Annotated in this window: 17 protein-coding genes; 11 read left to right on the top strand and 6 right to left on the bottom strand. The window is 68.1% G+C overall.

Translation table 11 applies throughout. The annotated features are described in order from the left end of the window. The first annotated feature begins 69 nt into the window (after positions 1 to 69). Entirely contained in the window at positions 70 to 1,953 is a 1,884-nt protein-coding gene (locus R3I40_RS04395) for a 1-deoxy-D-xylulose-5-phosphate synthase (protein WP_317700118.1), read from the top strand. A 37-nt stretch (positions 1,954 to 1,990) separates the two neighbouring features. Here R3I40_RS04395 and map read toward each other — a convergent pair whose 3' ends face one another. From map to R3I40_RS04420, 5 genes are all read right to left on the bottom strand, one after another. After that, positions 1,991 to 2,803, bottom strand: coding sequence for a type I methionyl aminopeptidase (map, locus tag R3I40_RS04400; RefSeq protein ID WP_285261568.1), 813 nt, complete (start codon positions 2,801 to 2,803; stop codon positions 1,991 to 1,993). Continuing rightward, a complete protein-coding gene (locus R3I40_RS04405; protein ID WP_239374352.1) occupies positions 2,775 to 3,758 on the bottom strand; it encodes a COX15/CtaA family protein in 984 nt (327 codons plus the stop codon). Before R3I40_RS04405 ends, map begins: the two co-directional genes overlap by 29 nt. A 37-nt stretch (positions 3,759 to 3,795) precedes the next feature. Further along, complete coding sequence (locus tag R3I40_RS04410; RefSeq protein ID WP_239374349.1) at positions 3,796 to 4,599, bottom strand: ABC transporter permease; 804 nt, start codon at positions 4,597 to 4,599, stop codon at positions 3,796 to 3,798. Further along, a complete protein-coding gene (locus R3I40_RS04415; RefSeq protein ID WP_239374346.1) occupies positions 4,596 to 5,477 on the bottom strand; it encodes an ABC transporter ATP-binding protein in 882 nt (293 codons plus the stop codon). Before R3I40_RS04415 ends, R3I40_RS04410 begins: the two co-directional genes overlap by 4 nt. A gap of 78 nt (positions 5,478 to 5,555) precedes the next feature. Next, positions 5,556 to 6,614, bottom strand: a complete 1,059-nt coding sequence (locus R3I40_RS04420; protein ID WP_239374343.1) for a glutathione S-transferase family protein — start codon at positions 6,612 to 6,614, stop codon at positions 5,556 to 5,558. Positions 6,615 to 6,805: 191 nt separating this feature from the next. Between R3I40_RS04420 and R3I40_RS04425 the strand changes: the two genes are divergently transcribed. The 7 genes from R3I40_RS04425 to R3I40_RS04455 all read left to right on the top strand — a co-directional run bounded on the left by R3I40_RS04425 (position 6,806) and on the right by R3I40_RS04455 (position 12,779). Further along, positions 6,806 to 7,576, top strand: a complete 771-nt coding sequence (locus tag R3I40_RS04425) for a helix-turn-helix transcriptional regulator (RefSeq protein ID WP_239374340.1) — start codon at positions 6,806 to 6,808, stop codon at positions 7,574 to 7,576. Beyond that, a complete protein-coding gene (gene sufB, locus R3I40_RS04430; RefSeq protein ID WP_183374242.1) occupies positions 7,573 to 9,000 on the top strand; it encodes a Fe-S cluster assembly protein SufB in 1,428 nt (475 codons plus the stop codon). The genes R3I40_RS04425 and sufB overlap by 4 nt, the downstream gene beginning before the upstream one ends. Further along, the gene (gene sufD / locus R3I40_RS04435; protein ID WP_183374244.1) at positions 9,000 to 10,187 is read left to right on the top strand and encodes a Fe-S cluster assembly protein SufD; all 1,188 of its coding nucleotides are present in this window, start codon (positions 9,000 to 9,002) and stop codon (positions 10,185 to 10,187) included. The genes sufB and sufD overlap by 1 nt, the downstream gene beginning before the upstream one ends. Next, on the top strand, positions 10,187 to 10,522 hold the full coding sequence (locus tag R3I40_RS04440) for a non-heme iron oxygenase ferredoxin subunit (protein ID WP_183374246.1): 336 nt from the start codon (positions 10,187 to 10,189) through the stop codon (positions 10,520 to 10,522). The genes sufD and R3I40_RS04440 overlap by 1 nt, the downstream gene beginning before the upstream one ends. A gap of 20 nt (positions 10,523 to 10,542) precedes the next feature. Further along, complete coding sequence (gene sufC, locus R3I40_RS04445; protein ID WP_183374248.1) at positions 10,543 to 11,307, top strand: Fe-S cluster assembly ATPase SufC; 765 nt, start codon at positions 10,543 to 10,545, stop codon at positions 11,305 to 11,307. 34 nt (positions 11,308 to 11,341) lie between these two features. Beyond that, positions 11,342 to 11,662: a metal-sulfur cluster assembly factor gene (locus R3I40_RS04450; protein ID WP_183374250.1), complete on the top strand. Its 321-nt coding sequence runs from the start codon at positions 11,342 to 11,344 to the stop codon at positions 11,660 to 11,662. A 238-nt stretch (positions 11,663 to 11,900) separates the two neighbouring features. Further along, positions 11,901 to 12,779 (top strand): hypothetical protein, encoded by an 879-nt coding sequence (locus R3I40_RS04455; RefSeq protein ID WP_285261569.1) that lies wholly within the window; start codon positions 11,901 to 11,903, stop codon positions 12,777 to 12,779. 90 nt (positions 12,780 to 12,869) lie between these two features. Here R3I40_RS04455 and ald read toward each other — a convergent pair whose 3' ends face one another. Next, complete coding sequence (gene ald / locus R3I40_RS04460) at positions 12,870 to 13,985, bottom strand: alanine dehydrogenase (protein WP_239374334.1); 1,116 nt, start codon at positions 13,983 to 13,985, stop codon at positions 12,870 to 12,872. Positions 13,986 to 14,131: 146 nt separating this feature from the next. Here ald and R3I40_RS04465 point away from each other — a divergent pair, with 146 nt between their 5' ends. The 3 genes from R3I40_RS04465 (at position 14,132) to nusB (ending at position 16,938) form a co-directional block, all read left to right on the top strand. After that, a complete protein-coding gene (locus R3I40_RS04465) occupies positions 14,132 to 15,736 on the top strand; it encodes an ABC-F family ATP-binding cassette domain-containing protein (protein ID WP_183374255.1) in 1,605 nt (534 codons plus the stop codon). A gap of 147 nt (positions 15,737 to 15,883) precedes the next feature. Further along, complete coding sequence (gene efp, locus R3I40_RS04470; protein ID WP_183374257.1) at positions 15,884 to 16,441, top strand: elongation factor P; 558 nt, start codon at positions 15,884 to 15,886, stop codon at positions 16,439 to 16,441. 2 nt (positions 16,442 to 16,443) lie between these two features. Then, positions 16,444 to 16,938, top strand: coding sequence for a transcription antitermination factor NusB (gene nusB / locus R3I40_RS04475; protein ID WP_259923056.1), 495 nt, complete (start codon positions 16,444 to 16,446; stop codon positions 16,936 to 16,938). Positions 16,939 to 16,964: the final 26 nt, after the last annotated feature.

Consider the following 16,964-nt stretch of genomic DNA (forward strand, 5'->3'; position numbering starts at 1 on the left):
TCTGGTGAATTTCTGCACGTATGTGCAGATGCGCTCGGAAACCGCAGATGGGGAGCGTAGTCTCGCGGTATGAGCAGAACGCAGACGGAGATCGTTGAGCACGCCGCCACCCCCGCGGCCGCCCCGTCCATCCCCGCCGACCCGGCAACCCTGCGCGCCCTGAGCGCCGCCGAGGTCGATGCTCTGCTGCCGCACCTGCGGCGCAGCCTGCTCGACATCGTCGCCGCCAGCGGCGGCCACGTGGGCCCGAACCTCGGCGTCCTCGAACTCACCGTGGCCCTGCACCGCGTGTTCGACTCCCCGCGCGACCCGATCGTGTTCGACACCGGCCACCAGGCGTACGTCCACAAAATGCTGACCGGCCGCCCCGACCTCGCGGGGCTGCGCACCGAAGGCGGCATCTCCGGCTATCCGAGCCGATCGGAGTCCGAGCACGACCTCGTGGAGAACTCCCACGCCTCCGGCTCGCTCGCGTGGGCGCTGGGTCTCGGCATGGCGTTCTCCGCCGACGCGGCTGCGCTGTCCGACGGGTCCCGCTCCCGCACCTCCGTCGCGGTGATCGGCGACGGCGCCCTCACCGGCGGTGTGGGGCTGGAAGCACTGAACCTCGCGGTCGATCATCCCCACGCACGCACCGTGTTCGTCCTCAACGACAACACCCGCAGCTACGCCCCCACCATCGGCGGTCTGGCTCGCTGCCTCAGTGAGCTGCGCAGCGGCACTGCTGCCGCGAACCCGTTCGAGGTGCTCGGCTACCGCTACATCGGTCCTGTCGACGGGCACAACGTCCACGCCCTCGAAGCCGCCCTGACGCAGGCGCGGGACGCCGCCGGCCAGGGCGCGGTTCCGCTCGTCCACGCCGTCACAGCGAAGGGCCGCGGCCTTCTCGCCGCCGAACTGCACGAGGTGGACCTGTGGCACGCCCACGGCCCGTTCGACATCACCACCGCCCAGTCGACCCCCGACCCGGTGCCGACCGGCCCCGGCGCCACCTGGACCGACCGCTTCGCCGCGACCGTGCTCGGCATCGCTGACCAGCGCGACGACATGGTGGCGCTGAGCGCCGCCATGATCGACCCCGTCGGCCTCACCCCGATGCAGCAGGCCCACCCCGCACGGGTCCTCGACACCGGCATCGCCGAGCAGGTGACCCTGGACATCGCCGCCGGCCTCGCGAACGCCGGCCAGCGGCCCCTGGTGGCGCTGTACTCCACGTTCCTCACCCGCGCGATCGACCAGCTGCTGATGGACATCGGCCTGCACAGCGAGCCGGTGACGATCACCCTGGATCGCGCCGGTGTCACCGGTGATGACGGCGCCAGCCATCACGGCATCTGGGACCTTGCGCTCGCTGCGCAGGTGCCGGGCCTGGAGGTGTGCGCGCCGCGCGACGGGCAGCGGCTGGAGGACGCCCTGCGCCGCCGCCTCGGTGGTGATGAGGCGCCGACGGGTCCCGGCCTGATCCGGTTCCCGAAGGGCTCAGTCGGCCCCGATGTGGCCGCGGCGGCCTCGGTGCCCGCCGGAGATGTCCTGTTCGCGTCCTCCGACGCCGCGCTGGCGTGCGCGACGGGCGAGGCGCTCGATGCTGAGGCGCCGACGCTGATCATCACGATCGGGTCGCTCGCTGGCCGCGCCGTGGCGGCGGCGAAGACGCTCGCCGCGACCGGCGCAGAGGTGCTGGTCATCGACCCCGTCATCGCCCTGCCGCTCGCGGGACCCCTCCTGGACCTGTGTGCGCGTGCGTCGGCCGTGGTGACGATCGAGGACGGCGTGCGGGAGCGCGGCATCGGGGCGGCGCTGCGGTTCGCCCTCGCGGACCGCGGCGTGCAGGTGCCGAGCGCCGTGCTCGGTGTGGACCAGGCGTTCATCGATCACGCGAAGCGCGACGCGATCCTCAGCCGTGAGGGCCTGGACGCGGAGGCGATTGCGGAGGCTGCGGCGCGCCTGCGCTGACCAGCGGGCCCGCGCCGCTCTGCTGAACGGGTGCGGTTCAGGCGATGCTGGAGCGCGGCGACGGGTCGTCGGCGCGGCCGGTCAGGATGATCGGAGCACCGTCGGTCACGATCAGCGTGTGCTCCGCGTGGGCGCCGGTGGAGCCGTCATCGGTCTCGACCGTCCAGCCGTCCCGCTCGGTGATGAACAGGGACGCCGTGGTGGGGGACAGGAACGGCTCCACGGTGATAGCCATTCCCGCCTCCAGGCGCTGACCCGTCCCGGGCTGACCCCAGTTCGGGATGAACGGCTCCTCATGCATGGTGCGACCCACGCCGTGCCCACCGAAGCGGGTATTGATGCTGTAGCCGAGTGCGTGCGCCCGTGACTCGACCGCGTGCCCGATGTCGCCCACGCGAGCGCCGGCGACGGCGGCGTCGATCCCCGCCCACATGACGTCCTCGGTGTCCTGGATGAGGCGGCGGTGCGCGTCGGACTGCTCACCCACGCTGATGGACAGGCAGGAGTCGGCGACCCAGCCGTCGAGTTCGACGGCGAAGTCGAGGGACAGCAGGTCCCCGTCGGCCAGGACGCGGTCGTAGGGGCGGCCGTGCAGCACCGCCTCGTTGACGGAGGTGCAGATGACGTGCCCGAACGGGGAGCCGCCGAAGCTGGGGTGGTAGTCGAGGTAGCAGGAGGCGGCGCCGGCTTCGCGGATCAGGCGGTGCGCTTCGGCGTCGATCTCCAGCAGGTTCATGCCGGGCTCCACGACCGTGCGCAGGTGGGAGAGCACACCAGCGACGAACTCGCCGGCGGGCCGCAGCTGCTCGGGTGTGGGCCGCTCAGTGCGCGGGCGTCGGCGTCGCAGCATGGGCGCCGGCCTCCTCATGGTCGACTGCGGTCTTCTCCCGCCACGTGTACAGGCTGGAGCCCACCCAGGAGATGCCGCCGGCGAACAGGGCGGCGCCGGTCATGTGCAGCGCCACGAGCAGCTCCGGCAGCCCCAGCAGGTACTGGGTGTAGCCGATGACGGCCTGCAGGGCGGTCACCACGACGAGTGCGAGGGCGGCGCGGCGGGCGGGGCGGTGCGCCCCGGAGGCGACGAGCGCGACCAGCAGGCCCACAAGGAGCCCTGCGAACAGCATGACGACGTCCGCGTGCAGCCAGGAGATGGTGCGCGGATCCACCATGAAGCGAACCATCGTGTTCGCGTCACCGGAGTGGGGGCCGGAGCCGGTGACGATGGTGCCGAGGATGAGCACGAGGAACCCGGCCGCTGCCATCGGCCAGAACAGCAGCCGCACTGGGCGGGCCACGGCGGGACGGCCGGTGTCATTGCCGTCGTACAGGCGGTACAGCAGCAGGCCGGAGACGAACACCAGGATGGGGGAGACCAGGAAGTGCAGGCTCACCCATTTCGGGTCGAGGTGCAGCACCACCACGCCCATGCCGAGCAGCGCCTGTACGAGGGTGAGGATGAGCGGCACCCACGCGAGGACGCGGAAGCCGGCCCCCTTGTGCTTGAGCCACAGATAGGTGAGGACCAGGACCGCGACGGCAAACACCACCAGCACTCCGGTGAGGGTGCGGTTGCCGAACTCGATGAACGGCCGGATGCCCATCTCAGGGTGGTAGCGGGGCGTGAACTGGCCCGGTTCGCAGTTCGGCCAGGTGGAGCAGCCGAGGCCGGACCCGGTCAGGCGGACCACGGCGCCGGTGACGATGATGCCCATCTGGGAGATCATGTTGCCCCAGAAGGCGATGCGCAGCAAGAGCGACTGCTTCGGGGTGAGGCCGATCAGGCCCTGGTGCGGGGTGGAGCTCATGCGGTCATTGTAGGAAGGGGCCATCGGGACGAACGTCTCACGCACTGGTCCATTTGAAGAACCTCACCGTGAGGACCGTGAACAGCACGGTCCAGCCGGCGAGGATGAGCGCGGAAAGCCAGGGCAGCGCAGCACCGTTGAGGGCGGCGCGGACCAGCGCCATCAGCGCGCCGGAGGGCAGCAGCTGCACGAGCGGCTGCGCCCATGAGGGGAACGATTCGACCGGAAGGGCGACCCCGCCACCGGCGACCAGGGCGATGAACGCGAGGTTCGCCAGCGCCAGCACTCCTTCCGCGCGCAGCGTCCCGGCGATGAGGAGCCCGAGGGCGCCGAACGCGGCGGTGCCGAGCAGCCATGGGAGCACCGCGGTGAGGACCTGGGCGGCCGACGGGTGCCAGCCGAGCGCGAGGGCGAGGGCGCCGAGGGCGGCGACCTGCAGCAGATGGATGAGACCGAGCGCGAGGAGCTTGCCGGCCATGTAGCCGGAGCGGCCCAGGGGAGTGGTGGCGATCCAGCGCAGCACGCCTGCCCGTCGGTCGAAGCCGGTGGCGATGGACTGCGAGGTCATCGAGGTGGCGATGATCGCGGTGACGGCGGTGGCGGCGACCTTGTCGCCCATGGTGAGGGCACGACCGTCGAACATCGAGTCGGGCAGGGGGATGAGGTGCAGGCCGAGCAGGACGAGGGCCGGCAGGACGATCGCGACCATGAGCTGTTCGCCGTTGCCGAGGAGGGTGCGGGCCTCCAAGGAGGCGTGGGTGAGGATGCGGCGGCCGGTGCTGGCGGCGCGCTGCGGCGTCGGGGCGGCCGCCGGCGTCTGCGGGGCGGTGGCGGTGCTCATGCGCGGACCTCCTCAGCGTCGTTGGTGAGCTGCACCAGGATGTCCTCCAGCGCGTCGGAAGCCGGCGCGGCCTCCAGGGTGAGGCCCTTCTCGACGGCGGCGCGGTGCATCTGCTCGGTGAACGCGGCACGGTCCTCATCGGTGCCGCCGCCCAGGGTGAGGGTGGTCCGGGTCGGAGCGGAGTCCTGCAGCTGGGACACCACGTCGGCGGTGGAGCCGGAGGCGAGCATGCGGCCCCCGGCGATGACCACGACGTGGTCGGCGAGGGCCTCGACGTCGTCGATGGCGTGGGTGGTGAGGATGACCGCGGCGCCGCGGTCCGCTTCGGCGCGGATGATGTCACGGGTGCGGCGGCGGATGGCGGCGTCCATCCCAGCGGTGGGCTCGTCCAGGAACAGCAGGTCGGGTTGCGCGATCAGGGCGAGCGCGAGGGACAGCCGCTGCTTCTGGCCGCCGGAGAGCCGCCGCACGATGGTGGAGGCGAACTGGTCGATTCCGAGCTGGCGGGCGAGTGCGTCAGCGTCCCGGGGCTGCTGCACCATGCGGGCGGCGTAGGCGAGCAGCTGGCGGGGCTTCGCGCTGGTGCTGAGGCCGCCGTCCTGCAGCATCACACCGATGCGGGCGCGCCCATCCGCTGTGGTCCGCAGGGGGTCGGCGCCGAGGGCGCGGATGGTGCCGGAGTCGGGAGCGAGCAGGCCGGTGGCGCAGGCGATCGTGGTGGATTTGCCGGCGCCGTTGGGGCCGAGGATGGCGGTGACCTCACCGCGGCGGGCGGTCAGACTCACGCCGTCCACGGCGGTGACGGACCCGAAGCGCTTGGTGAGGGAGTCGATGACCAGGCCGTCGGAGGCGCGGGCTGGATGGGGCAGTTCAGTCATGGCTGCTCCATCGTAGGCCCGCCCCGTCGAGCTGGGTGTGACCGGGGTGGTCATCGGTGCTGCGCGGTGCTGCACACCTCAGCGGTGCGTGATCTCCAGCGGCGTGTTCTCCTGGGCGACCGTCTCGGATTCCAGCGGGGGCAGCGGTGCGGTGCCGCCGTCGCCCCACGTGTTCGTCTCGAACCGGTCGCGGCCGTGCGGCTCCAGCAGCCACTCCATAGTCGGCCCCTTCGGCACGATCTGGGTGGGGTTCACGTCTTCCTGGACGATGTAGTAGTGGTCCTTGATCTGCTGGAAGTCGACGGTGTCGCCGAAACCGGGTGTCTGGAACAGGTCGGCGAGGTAGCCGGAGAGGTTCTCCATCGAGCGGATGGTCTGGCGGTTCGCCTTGAAGTGACTGTGGTAGACGGGGTCGAAGCGCACCAGCGTGACGAACAGGCGCACATCGGCCTCCGTGATGGAGCGGCCCATCAGGTAGCGGCGGGCCGAAAGGCGCTCATCGAGGACGTCGAGGGCGTCCCACAGCTCGTCATAGGCCTCCTCGTAGGCCTCCTGCGTGCCGGCGAAGCCGCACTTGTACACGCCGTTGTTGACGCGGTGCAGGATGAAGTGGTTGAGCTCCTCCATCTCCTCGGCATGCTCGGCGGGCCACAGGTTCGGGGCACCGTCACGGTGGAACTCGGTCCATTCGGAGGAGAAGTCGCGGGTGATCTGGTCGAAGTCGTTGGTGACGACTTTGCCGTCGCGGGTGTCGACGATCGCGGGGACGGTGATGCCGCGCTCGTAGTCGGGGAAGCGCTGGAAGTACGCCTCCTGGAGGCGTTCGATGCCGAGCACCGGGTCCTTGCCGCCTTCGTCGAGGTCGAACGTCCAGGAGCGGGCATCGTGCGTGGGCCCCGGCATGCCGACCGAGATGGCCTCTTCGAGGCCGAGCAGGCGTCGGACGATGAGGGTGCGGTTGGCCCACGGGCAGGCACGGGCGGCGATGAGGCGGTAGCGGTGCGCTTCGACCTCGTAGCCGTCGCGCCCGTCGCGGGTGATGCGAGTGGGGATGTAGGTCATGTCGCGCTCGAAGGCTTCGCCCTCATGCACGTAGGAGCCCTTGGTGGAATGCTGGGTGGTGTCGTCGGGAGTCATGGTGCCTCCTTCTCCGGCGGTGGGCCGACGGATGCTCGTCGGCGGTTGGAGTCCACTCTAGCGACCGATAGTTGAATAGTGAAGCATCGTGGGCAAGCGGCCGATGACTTAGGTCCCCCTTCGTTTCTTTTCGCAACGGCCGGGTTGTAGAATCGGTGTCAATGTCGTCGAGCAGCGGAAAGAGGTGAACGATGACCGATCAGAGTCCCGCACCCGCGGGAGTCGGTGCTCCTGAGAGCACCCGTGATCGCCTCGTCGAAGCCATCTCCGTGGACGGCCCCATCGCAGCCGGTGACCTCGCCGAGCGCTTCGGCCTCACTGGCGCCGCCATCCGCCGCCATCTCGCTCAGCTGGAGGCCGACGGCGTCATCGAGGAGCGCGAACCGGCCACCGTCAAGCGCGGTCGCGGGCGCCCCCGCCGCGAATTCGTCCTCGCCTCCTCAACGCCTCGCGACCTCGCCTCCTCCGAGGCGGACGAGATCGCCATCGCCGCCATGCGCGAGCTGGAAGCAGCTGGGGGAGCGGAGGCCGTTGTGCGCCTCGCCCGCGCCCGCACTGATCGCTGGGAGCGCGAGTTCGCCAGGCGCCTCACGGCCGAGCAGGCCGACGGGGCCGAGGTCACCACGGCCCGCCGTCTGGAGATCGTCGTCGACCTGCTGCAGGAGCGCGGCTATGCCGCCTCCATGCGTCCCGTCGCAGTGCGCCTTCCCGGAGGTGGGCGGACTCTGCGCACCGTTCAGCTGTGCCAGGGGCGCTGCCCCATTCAGGACATCGCAGCTGAGCACCCTGAGCTGTGCGACGTCGAGACGTCCGCACTCGCCCGCATGCTGGGGGCGCCGGTCCAACGGCTGGCGACCCGCGCTTCGGGCGCCCATGTCTGCACCACCCACGTCACTCCGATGCCGGGTGGTGGGGACGAGCTGCCCGACCACGAATTGTTCACAGAAGGAAGGACACCATGACGAGTGCACCTGAACAGCTGACCCAGGACGAGATCATCTCGTCCATCGGAAGCTATGAGTACGGCTGGAGGGACTCTGACGAAGCAGGTCAGAACGCCCGCCGCGGTCTGTCCGAGGATGTTGTCCGCAACATCTCCGAGCTGAAGGACGAGCCGGAGTGGATGCTCAAGCGCCGCCTGCGCGCCCTCAGCCTGTTCGAGAAGAAGCCGATGCCCACCTGGGGCCCCGACCTCTCCGGCATCGACTTCGACAACATCAAGTACTTCGTGCGCTCCACCGAGAAGCAGGCCACCAGCTGGGAGGACCTGCCGGAGGACATCAAGGAGACCTACGACCGCCTCGGCATCCCCGAAGCGGAGAAGGAGCGCCTGGTCGCCGGCGTCGCCGCGCAGTACGAGTCCGAGGTCGTCTACCACCAGATCCGCGAGGACCTCGAGGCCCAGGGCGTCATCTTCGTGGACACCGACACCGGCCTGCGGGAGTACCCCGAGCTGTTCGAGGAGTACTTCGGCACCGTTATCCCGTCGGGCGACAACAAGTTCGCCGCTCTGAACACCGCCGTGTGGTCCGGCGGCTCCTTCGTGTACGTCCCGCCGGGTGTCCACGTGGAGATCCCGCTGCAGGCCTACTTCCGCATCAACACGGAGAACATGGGCCAGTTCGAGCGCACGCTGATCATCGCGGACGAGGGCTCCTACGTCCACTACGTCGAGGGCTGCACCGCCCCGATCTACAAGTCGGACTCGCTGCACTCCGCCGTGGTGGAGATCGTCGTGAAGAAGGACGCCCGCGTCCGCTACACCACGATCCAGAACTGGTCGAACAACGTGTACAACCTCGTAACCAAGCGCACCACGGTGGAAGAGGGCGGCACCATGGAGTGGGTCGACGGCAACATCGGCTCCAAGGTCACCATGAAGTACCCGGCTGTCTGGCTGATGGGCGAGCACGCCCGCGGCGAGACCCTCTCGATCGCGTTCGCCGGCGAGGGGCAGCAGCAGGACACCGGCTCGAAGATGGTGCACATGGCACCGAACACCTCGAGCTCGATCGTCTCGAAGTCCGTCTCCCGCGGCGGCGGCCGATCCTCGTACCGCGGCCTGGTGCAGGTGAACAACAATGCCCGGCACTCGGCCTCCACCGTGCTGTGCGACGCCCTGCTGGTGGACACCCAGTCCCGCACCGATACCTACCCGTACGTGGATGTGCGCGTGGACGATGTCCAGATGGGCCACGAGGCGACCGTCTCCAAGGTCAGCGAGGAGCAGCTCTTCTACCTGATGAGCCGCGGCCTTGAAGAGACCGAGGCGATGGCGATGATCGTGCGCGGCTTCATCGAGCCGATCGCGCGTGAGCTCCCGATGGAGTACGCGCTCGAGCTCAACCGACTCATTGAACTGCAGATGGAAGGAAGCGTTGGCTGATGACAGTCACAGACCACTCGAAGGCTGAGCTGGAGTCCGAGGGCATCGCCCTCGGTGCCCACACGGAGGATTCCCGCGCGTACCGCTACGCCGCGTTCGGCGTGGACAACCACGAGATCCCGACCGGCCGCGAGGAGGAGTGGCGCTTCGCCTCCCTGCGCGAGATCTACCCGCTCCTCCAGGCCACCGAGACCACCGTGTCCGAGGACGTCGTCGCCTTCGACGTCGACGAGGTCGAGGGCATCACCGTCGGCTCCCTGGGGGCCGACGAGGCGCCCCGCAACACCCTGCTCGTCCCGGAGGACCGCATCGCGGCCGCAGCCGCTGAGCTGACCGCGAACGCCCTCCACCTGAAGGCGCCGAAGAACACCGTGGTGGAGCAGCCGCTGCGCGTGGAGATCACCGGCAAGGACGGCTCCACCGCCTCGCACGCCGCGATCGTGCTCGAAACCGAGGAGTCGGCTCGCGCCACCTACATCCTCAACCACACCGGCACCGCCCTGTTCGGTGAGAACGTGGAGATGGTCGTCGGCGACAACTCCGAGATGACCGTCATCTCCCTGCAGGACTGGGACGACGACGCCATCCATGTCGCCACCCACGTGGCGCACCTGGGCCGCGATGCGAAGCTCAAGCACATCGTCGTCTCCCTGGGCGGCCGTGCCGTGCGCGTGAACTCCACGTCGAAGTTCAACGCCCCGGGCTCGGAGATCGAGCAGATCGGCCTGTACTTCGCCGATGACAAGCAGCACCTCGAGCACCGCCTGTTCGTGGACCATGCCGCCCCGAAGTGCACCTCGGACGTCACCTACAAGGGGGCGCTGCAGGGCAAGGGCGCTCGGTCCGTGTGGGTCGGCGATGTGCTGATCCGCAAGGAGGCCGAAGGCACCGACACCTACGAGCTGAACCGCAACCTGGTCCTCACCGAGGGGGCGCGCGCGGACTCCGTGCCGAACCTGGAGATCGAGACCGGTGAGATCGAGGGCGCCGGCCACGCCGCCGCCACGGGTCGCTTCGATGACGAGCAGCTGTTCTACCTGCGCTCGCGCGGCATCCCCGAGATCGAGGCCCGCCGCCTGGTGGTCCGCGGCTTCTTCCAGGAGCTGATCCAGAAGATCGACGTTCCGGAGATCCGCGAGCACCTCACCGACTCCATCGAGGACGAGCTCCGTCGGAGCATGAACTGATGACCCCGACCTTCCACGCGGCTGCGAACATCGCGGACATCGCCCCCGGAGAGGTGCTCAGCGTGAGCGTCGCCGGTGTCGATGTCGCCCTGGCGCGCGACGCCGACGGCACCCTCCACGCCCTGGAGGACCGCTGCAGCCATGGGGAGGTCGCCCTGTCCGACGGAGACGTGTTCGAGGGCACGCTCGAATGCTGGAAGCACGGCAGCCAGTTCGATCTGCGAACCGGCCGTCCCCGCCAGCTGCCCGCCACCGAACCCGTGGCCGTCTATCCCGTATCCATCGATGAGGCCACCGGCGCGATCAGCGTTGCGGTGACCGACCCCCACAGCTGACTGAAACTCGAAAGGACATCATGTCTGTTCTTGAAATCAAGGACCTCCACGCAACCGTGGAGACCCCCGAAGGCGACACCAAGGAGATCCTCAAGGGCGTCAACCTGACCATCAAGTCGGGTGAGACCCACGCGATCATGGGCCCGAACGGCTCCGGAAAGTCCACCCTCGCCTACGCCGTCGCCGGCCACCCGAAGTACGAGATCACCCAGGGCGAGGTCCTGCTCGACGGTGAGGACGTGCTGGAGATGTCCGTGGACGAGCGCGCCAAGGCGGGCCTCTTCCTCGCCATGCAGTACCCGGTGGAGGTGCCGGGCGTGACCGTCTCGAACTTCCTGCGCACCGCGAAGACCGCCGTGGACGGCGAGGCCCCGAAGCTGCGCACCTGGGTGAAGGACGTCAAGGGCGCCATGGACCAGCTGCGCATGGACCCGAAGTTCGCCGAGCGCAACGTCAACGAGGGCTTCTCCGGCGGCGAGAAGAAGCGCCACGAGATCCTCCAGATGGAGCTGCTGAAGCCGAAGATGGCGATCCTGGACGAGACCGACTCGGGCCTGGATGTGGACGCTCTGCGCGTCGTCTCCGAAGGCATCAACCGCGTGAAGGAGAACGAGGGCCTGGGCGTCATGCTCATCACCCACTACACCCGCATCCTGCGCTACGTGAAGCCGGACTTCGTGCACGTGTTCGTCAACGGCCGTGTTGCTGAGCAGGGCGGCCCGGAGCTCGCTGCGCGCCTGGAGGAAGAGGGCTACGACCGCTTCCTCACCGCAGCGAACGCCTGAGACCTGAGCGCACCCGCGCAGAAACGAGGCAGACATGGCTGAATCCAAGCCCGTTACTGAAGAGGACCTGATCGAGGCCCTCAAGGACGTCATCGACCCGGAGCTCGGCATCAACATCGTTGATCTGGGTCTGGTGTACGGCGTCACTCTCGAGGACGGTCACGCGGTCGTGGATATGACACTGACGTCCGCGGCGTGCCCGCTGACCGATGTGCTGGAGGAGCAGACCTTCGCCGCGCTGGATCCGATCACCGAGTCGCACCGCATCAACTGGGTGTGGATGCCGCCGTGGGGCATGGAGAAGATCACGGAGGATGGTCGCGAACAGCTGCGCGCGATCGGCTTCAACATCTGACGCCTGTCCCTGACAGTCACCGGCGCCGTTCCCCTTCGTGGGGGCGGCGCCGGTGGCGTTCCAGGAGGGGGCCGACGAGTGCCCGCGAGTGTGGAATCCGGGTGGGGGGCAGGATGGTTCGTTCGGTCACACCACGGTTGCGTCCGAATCGACCCGAATGATCAGTAGCTTTCTAGGGTGGCCGATGGGGCGAGGAATGGACCAACGCCCCGTGTCCCCTCGTCTCAGAAGGACTTTCATGACCAATCAGATTTCCCGCCGAACCCTGGCACGCGGTGTCGCGTGGTCGGTTCCCGTTGCCACGGTGAGCGTCGCCGCTCCCGCCTATGCGGCGAGTGGACCCTGCAAACCTGTCCTGGACTCAGGCGGCGGTTACTCATACGACTGGGGAGTAGCGAATACGACGACCGTTCAGACCCTGAAGGCGGCAGGCAGTCTGACGGTCAGGAACCTTCCGGCCGACGCTGTCATCACCACGGTGGATTACCGTCTCATCGTCATGAACCGCGTTGATGGCCCGGCGGGCACCAACTGGCAGGACTACGGCGCCTACGACCCGGGCCACGGCAAGGTGAATTGGAAGGACTACTACGGCCACCGTACGACGTGCTTGGCCGATTACAGCACGATTAAGGGCTGTGACTTCACCGCGCTCTACAACACGACGGTGGCGCCCGGTAGCGCTGCGCTGGAATCGAAGACCCGCGGAAAGCTGCTCTACCGGAGCTCGTCGGGAACCGACCCGATCTGGGTTACCGGCAACGCTCAAATCTTCCTCGAAAGCAACTGGGTGGACCGGACCTTCCAGGATGGTAAAAAGGGCAAGGCCTGGACGCTGAAGTTCCAGTCCGACCCGAGCAAACTCACGCCATCCCACTGGACCACGAATTCCACCACCGGGTGCAAGACGCTCACCATCAAGGACACCCCGATCTTCGAACTCGGGTACAGAAGTGTCAGCGGTCCCACCGCCAAACAGTCGACGTGGCCGACAGCCGACTGGCAAGTCGTTGTCGAATACACCACCAAGGATGGCCGGAAGTGGCGCATGACCCGGGTCTGCCCGAGCGACCCGCGAACCGGTGGAACCTGCACTTCGTCCACAGTTCAGATCTGAAGCCGACCATATGACGAAGCGGCGGGCCCCTGTGGGGGCCGGCCGCTTCGTCATTCCCGCGTGGAAACTGTCCACGAGGCGGGGAGCGCCTCAGCCGAGAACGCTGCTGATCTCCTTCACGTCGATCCCGAGTGCTTCGCCCACACCGGCGTTGGACAGAGAGCCGCCATGCGTGTGCAGGCCCTTCGCGAGTGCTGCATCGTCGGCCAGCGCAGCCCTCCAGCCCTTGCCCGCGATCGCCATCACGAACGGCAGCGTCGCATTGTTCAGCGCCGTCGTCGCGGTGCGCGGAACCGAGCCCGGCATATTCGCCACGCAGTAGAACGTGGTCTCATGCACCCGGAACGTCGGATCATCATGCGTGGTCGGCCGGCTGTTCTCGAAGCAGCCACCCTGATCGATCGCCACATCCACCAGCACCGCGCCCGGCTTCATGCCGCGCACCATCTCATCGGTCACCAGCTTCGGCGCCTTCTTACCCGGGATCAGCACCGACCCCACGACCACATCCGCGTCCCGCATGTGCTCCGCCAGATCGAGGCTGGTGGAATACGCAGTGCGGATCGACCCACCATGCGTCAGATCGATCTGACCCAGGCGCGCCACATTCACATCCATCACGGTGACGTCGGCCTGCATGCCGCGCGCCATGATCGCGGCCTGCTCACCGACCACACCGCCGCCCACCACCAGGATCCTCGCCTTCGGTGTGCCCGGGACACCGCCCATCAGCACACCCGCACCGCCCAGCGGAGCCATCAGATGGTAGGCCCCCACCTGCGCCGCCAGACGCCCAGCGATCGCGCTCATCGGCGCCAGCAGCGGCAGCGACCCATCCGGGCGCTGCACCGTCTCATACGCGATTGCGGTGGTGCCCGCCTCCAGCAGAGCCCGAGTCAGCGACTCATCCGCCGCCAGATGCAGGTAGGTGAACAGGATCAGGTCACTGCGAAGGTATCGGTACTCCTCCTGCAGCGGCTCCTTCACCTTCACCACCATGTCCGCCCCAGCCCACACCTCGTCAGCAGAGGGCAGAACCGATGCGCCGGCCTGCTCATACGCGGCGTCATCGAAACCGGCGCCCACACCCGCACCCGCCTGAACGGACACGCTGTGCCCGGCCGCAACGAGCTCATGCACCGCGGCGACCGACAGGCCCACCCGATACTCGTGGTTCTTGATCTCCTTCGGCACTCCGATGCGCACAGCAGCTCCTTCCTGTTGATGGGGAGCGCCGGCCGCTCCGACACTCACCCCGGCGGGTCACCTCCATCACATCACAGAGGTCTCGGGACCTGTGTCGGTGCGCGTAGGATCAACAGGGCCCGAAACAGCGAGACGCAGAGGTGTTCATGATCAGCGTGCAGGACCTGGAGATCAGAGTGGGCGCACGCCTCCTGATGGAGAACGTCAGCTTCCAGGTGAACAAGGGGGACCGCGTCGGCCTCGTCGGCCGCAACGGCGCCGGCAAGACCACCCTGACCCGCACCATCGCCGGCGACCTCCAGCCCGCGAACGGCACCATCGACACCCGCGGCCAGATCGGCTTCCTCCCGCAGGACACCCAGGTCTCCGATCCCACCCAGACCGTCCTCGCCCGCATCCTCTCCGCCCGCGGCCTCGACGAGATCCACCGCCGCCTGGCCAAGGCGGAACATGAGATGGCGGACATGTCCATCAGTGCGGACCGCCGGGAGAAGGCCCTGAACCGCTACAGCCGCCTCTCCAATGAACTGGAGATCCAGGGAGGCTACGCCGCTGAGGCGGACGCCAAACAGCTCGCCGCGAACCTCGGCATCCCCAACAGCCTCCTCGAGAACGAACTCGGCACCCTCTCCGGTGGCCAGCGCCGCCGCGTGGAACTCACCCGCATCCTCTTCTCCCAGGCCGAAACCCTCATCCTCGACGAACCCACCAACCACCTCGATGCCGACTCCGTCAGCTGGCTGCGCGACTTCCTCATGACCTACCCCGGCGGGATGGTGATCATCTCCCACGACGTCGCCCTCGTGGAACAGGTGGTCAACAAGGTGTTCTACCTCGACGCCAACCGCCACGTCATCGACATCTACAACATGGGCTGGAAGAACTACCTGACCAAGCGTGAGGACGATGAGAAGCGCCGCCGCCGCGAACGCCTCTCCGCCGAGAAGAAGGCCGCAGCCCTCACCACCCAGGCCGAGAAGATGAAAGCGAAGGCCACCAAAGCGGTCGCAGCGCAGAACATGCTCCGCCGCGCCGAACGCCTCCTCGACGGGGTCGAGGAGGACCATCAGCGCGACAAGGTTGCGAAGCTCCGCTTCCCATCCCCGGCGCCCTGCGGACGTACCCCGCTGAAGGCCGACGGGCTCTCGAAGTCCTACGGGTCCCTGGAGATCTTCACCGGTGCCGACCTCGCCATCGACCGCGGCTCCCGCGTGGTCGTGCTCGGCCTCAACGGCGCCGGCAAAACCACCCTTCTGCGACTCCTCGCCGGAGTGGAGACCCCCGATTCCGGCGAGGTCATCGCCGGGCACGGCCTGCGCCTCGGCTACTACGCACAGGAGCACGAAACCCTCGACGGTGACCGCACCGTCCTGGACAACATGCAGCGCGCCGCCGGCGATATGGCTGAAGTGGAGGTGCGCAAGATCCTCGGCTCGTTCCTCTTCACTGGGGACGATGTGCACAAGCCCGCGCGAGTCCTCTCCGGCGGCGAGAAGACCCGCCTGGCCCTCGCCACGCTGGTGGTCTCCAGCGCGAATGTCCTGCTGCTCGATGAGCCCACCAACAACCTCGACCCCGCCAGCCGCGAAGAGATCCTCGGTGCCCTCCACGCCTTCGAAGGCGCGATCGTGCTGGTCAGCCACGACCCGGGCGCCGTGCGCGCCCTCAACCCGGAGCGCGTGCTCGTGATGCCGGACGCGACGGAGGATCTGTGGGGCCCCGACTACGAGGAGCTGATCGAGCTCGCCTGACGCAGTGCTGCGTCCCGTGTGTTCAACGGGTCACCACCGTCTGCGACCTGCACGATCACCGGGCCGCCTCTTGTAGGATGGGGCGGACATGCGCCCGCGACCGGGACGAGCCCGAACGAGAGCGCTCAGAGACTATCGAGGAGACCCATGGCAACGAGCAACGACCTCAAGAACGGCATGGTGCTGAAGATCGACAACGGCCTCTGGCAGGTCGTGGAGTTCCTGCATGTGAAGCCCGGCAAGGGCCCGGCCTTCGTGCGCTCCAAGCTCAAGAACGTCCTCACCGGCAAGACCGTGGACAAGACCTTCAACGCCGGCGTCAAGGTCGAGACCGCCACCATCGATCGCCGCGACATGCAGTACTCCTACAAGGACGGCGACATGTTCGTCTTCATGGACACCAGCACGTGGGAGCAGACCAACCTCACCGAAGAGCTCGTCGGCGACAGCGCTGACTACATGCTCGAAGGCCAGGACATCGTCATCGCCTTCCACGAGGGCAACCCGCTGTTCGTGGAGCTGCCGCCGTCGGTGGTCCTCACCATCACCCACACCGAGCCGGGCCTGCAGGGCGACCGCTCCTCCGGCGGCACCAAGCCCGCCACCCTCGAAACCGGCAAGGAGATCCAGGTGCCGCTGTTCCTCGAACAGGACACCAAGGTCAAGGTCGACACCCGCACCGGCGAATACACCGGGCGCGCCTGAGCATGACCGACCTCCCCCTTCCGGAGCGCGACGGAGCGGACGTCGAGCTCGTCCGCTCCGTCCCTGCGGACACCTCCGGCTTCAGCGCCACCACCCGCGCACGCCTGCGCGCCGTCGATGTGCTGTTCGAAGCCGATCTGCGCGGCGCCGACACCGCCGAGATCGCCGAGAGCCGCACCCAGCGCTCCACGGCCCAGACCACCCTGCCCGAACGGGCCCGCGCCTTCGCCGATCTCTACGCCCGCCACCGCGCAGATGTCGACGACGCTCTGCACACCCACTCCGAAGCGTGGCAGCTCTCGCGCATGCCCGCCGTGGACCGTGCCATCCTGCGCCTGGGCACAGCGGAGATCCTCTTCTCCGAGCAGGACACCCCGCCGGCGATCATCATCCGCGAGTACGTCCGGATCGCGGAGCAGATCTCCACGGAGAAGTCGCCCGCGTTCGTCAATGCGCTCCTGCAGCGGATCGCCGACATGAAGGAGCTCCTCGGCTGACCCCGTCGGCCCGGGCGCTCCGCCCA

Source organism: Helcobacillus massiliensis (assembly GCF_033106145.1).
GTDB lineage: Bacteria > Actinomycetota > Actinomycetes > Actinomycetales > Dermabacteraceae > Helcobacillus > Helcobacillus massiliensis.

Bases quoted from the DNA above. Each gene is read 5' to 3' on its own strand.
- R3I40_RS04395 (WP_317700118.1), top strand. From the start codon at position 70: ATGAGCAGAACGCAGACGGAGATCGTTGAGCACGCCGCCACCCCCGCG.
- map (WP_285261568.1), bottom strand. From the start codon at position 2,803: ATGCTGCGACGCCGACGCCCGCGCACTGAGCGGCCCACACCCGAGCAG.
- R3I40_RS04405 (WP_239374352.1), bottom strand. From the start codon at position 3,758: ATGAGCTCCACCCCGCACCAGGGCCTGATCGGCCTCACCCCGAAGCAG.
- R3I40_RS04410 (WP_239374349.1), bottom strand. From the start codon at position 4,599: ATGAGCACCGCCACCGCCCCGCAGACGCCGGCGGCCGCCCCGACGCCG.
- R3I40_RS04415 (WP_239374346.1), bottom strand. From the start codon at position 5,477: ATGACTGAACTGCCCCATCCAGCCCGCGCCTCCGACGGCCTGGTCATC.
- R3I40_RS04420 (WP_239374343.1), bottom strand. From the start codon at position 6,614: ATGACTCCCGACGACACCACCCAGCATTCCACCAAGGGCTCCTACGTG.
- R3I40_RS04425 (WP_239374340.1), top strand. From the start codon at position 6,806: ATGACCGATCAGAGTCCCGCACCCGCGGGAGTCGGTGCTCCTGAGAGC.
- sufB (WP_183374242.1), top strand. From the start codon at position 7,573: ATGACGAGTGCACCTGAACAGCTGACCCAGGACGAGATCATCTCGTCC.
- sufD (WP_183374244.1), top strand. From the start codon at position 9,000: ATGACAGTCACAGACCACTCGAAGGCTGAGCTGGAGTCCGAGGGCATC.
- R3I40_RS04440 (WP_183374246.1), top strand. From the start codon at position 10,187: ATGACCCCGACCTTCCACGCGGCTGCGAACATCGCGGACATCGCCCCC.
- sufC (WP_183374248.1), top strand. From the start codon at position 10,543: ATGTCTGTTCTTGAAATCAAGGACCTCCACGCAACCGTGGAGACCCCC.
- R3I40_RS04450 (WP_183374250.1), top strand. From the start codon at position 11,342: ATGGCTGAATCCAAGCCCGTTACTGAAGAGGACCTGATCGAGGCCCTC.
- R3I40_RS04455 (WP_285261569.1), top strand. From the start codon at position 11,901: ATGACCAATCAGATTTCCCGCCGAACCCTGGCACGCGGTGTCGCGTGG.
- R3I40_RS04465 (WP_183374255.1), top strand. From the start codon at position 14,132: ATGATCAGCGTGCAGGACCTGGAGATCAGAGTGGGCGCACGCCTCCTG.
- efp (WP_183374257.1), top strand. From the start codon at position 15,884: ATGGCAACGAGCAACGACCTCAAGAACGGCATGGTGCTGAAGATCGAC.
- nusB (WP_259923056.1), top strand. From the start codon at position 16,444: ATGACCGACCTCCCCCTTCCGGAGCGCGACGGAGCGGACGTCGAGCTC.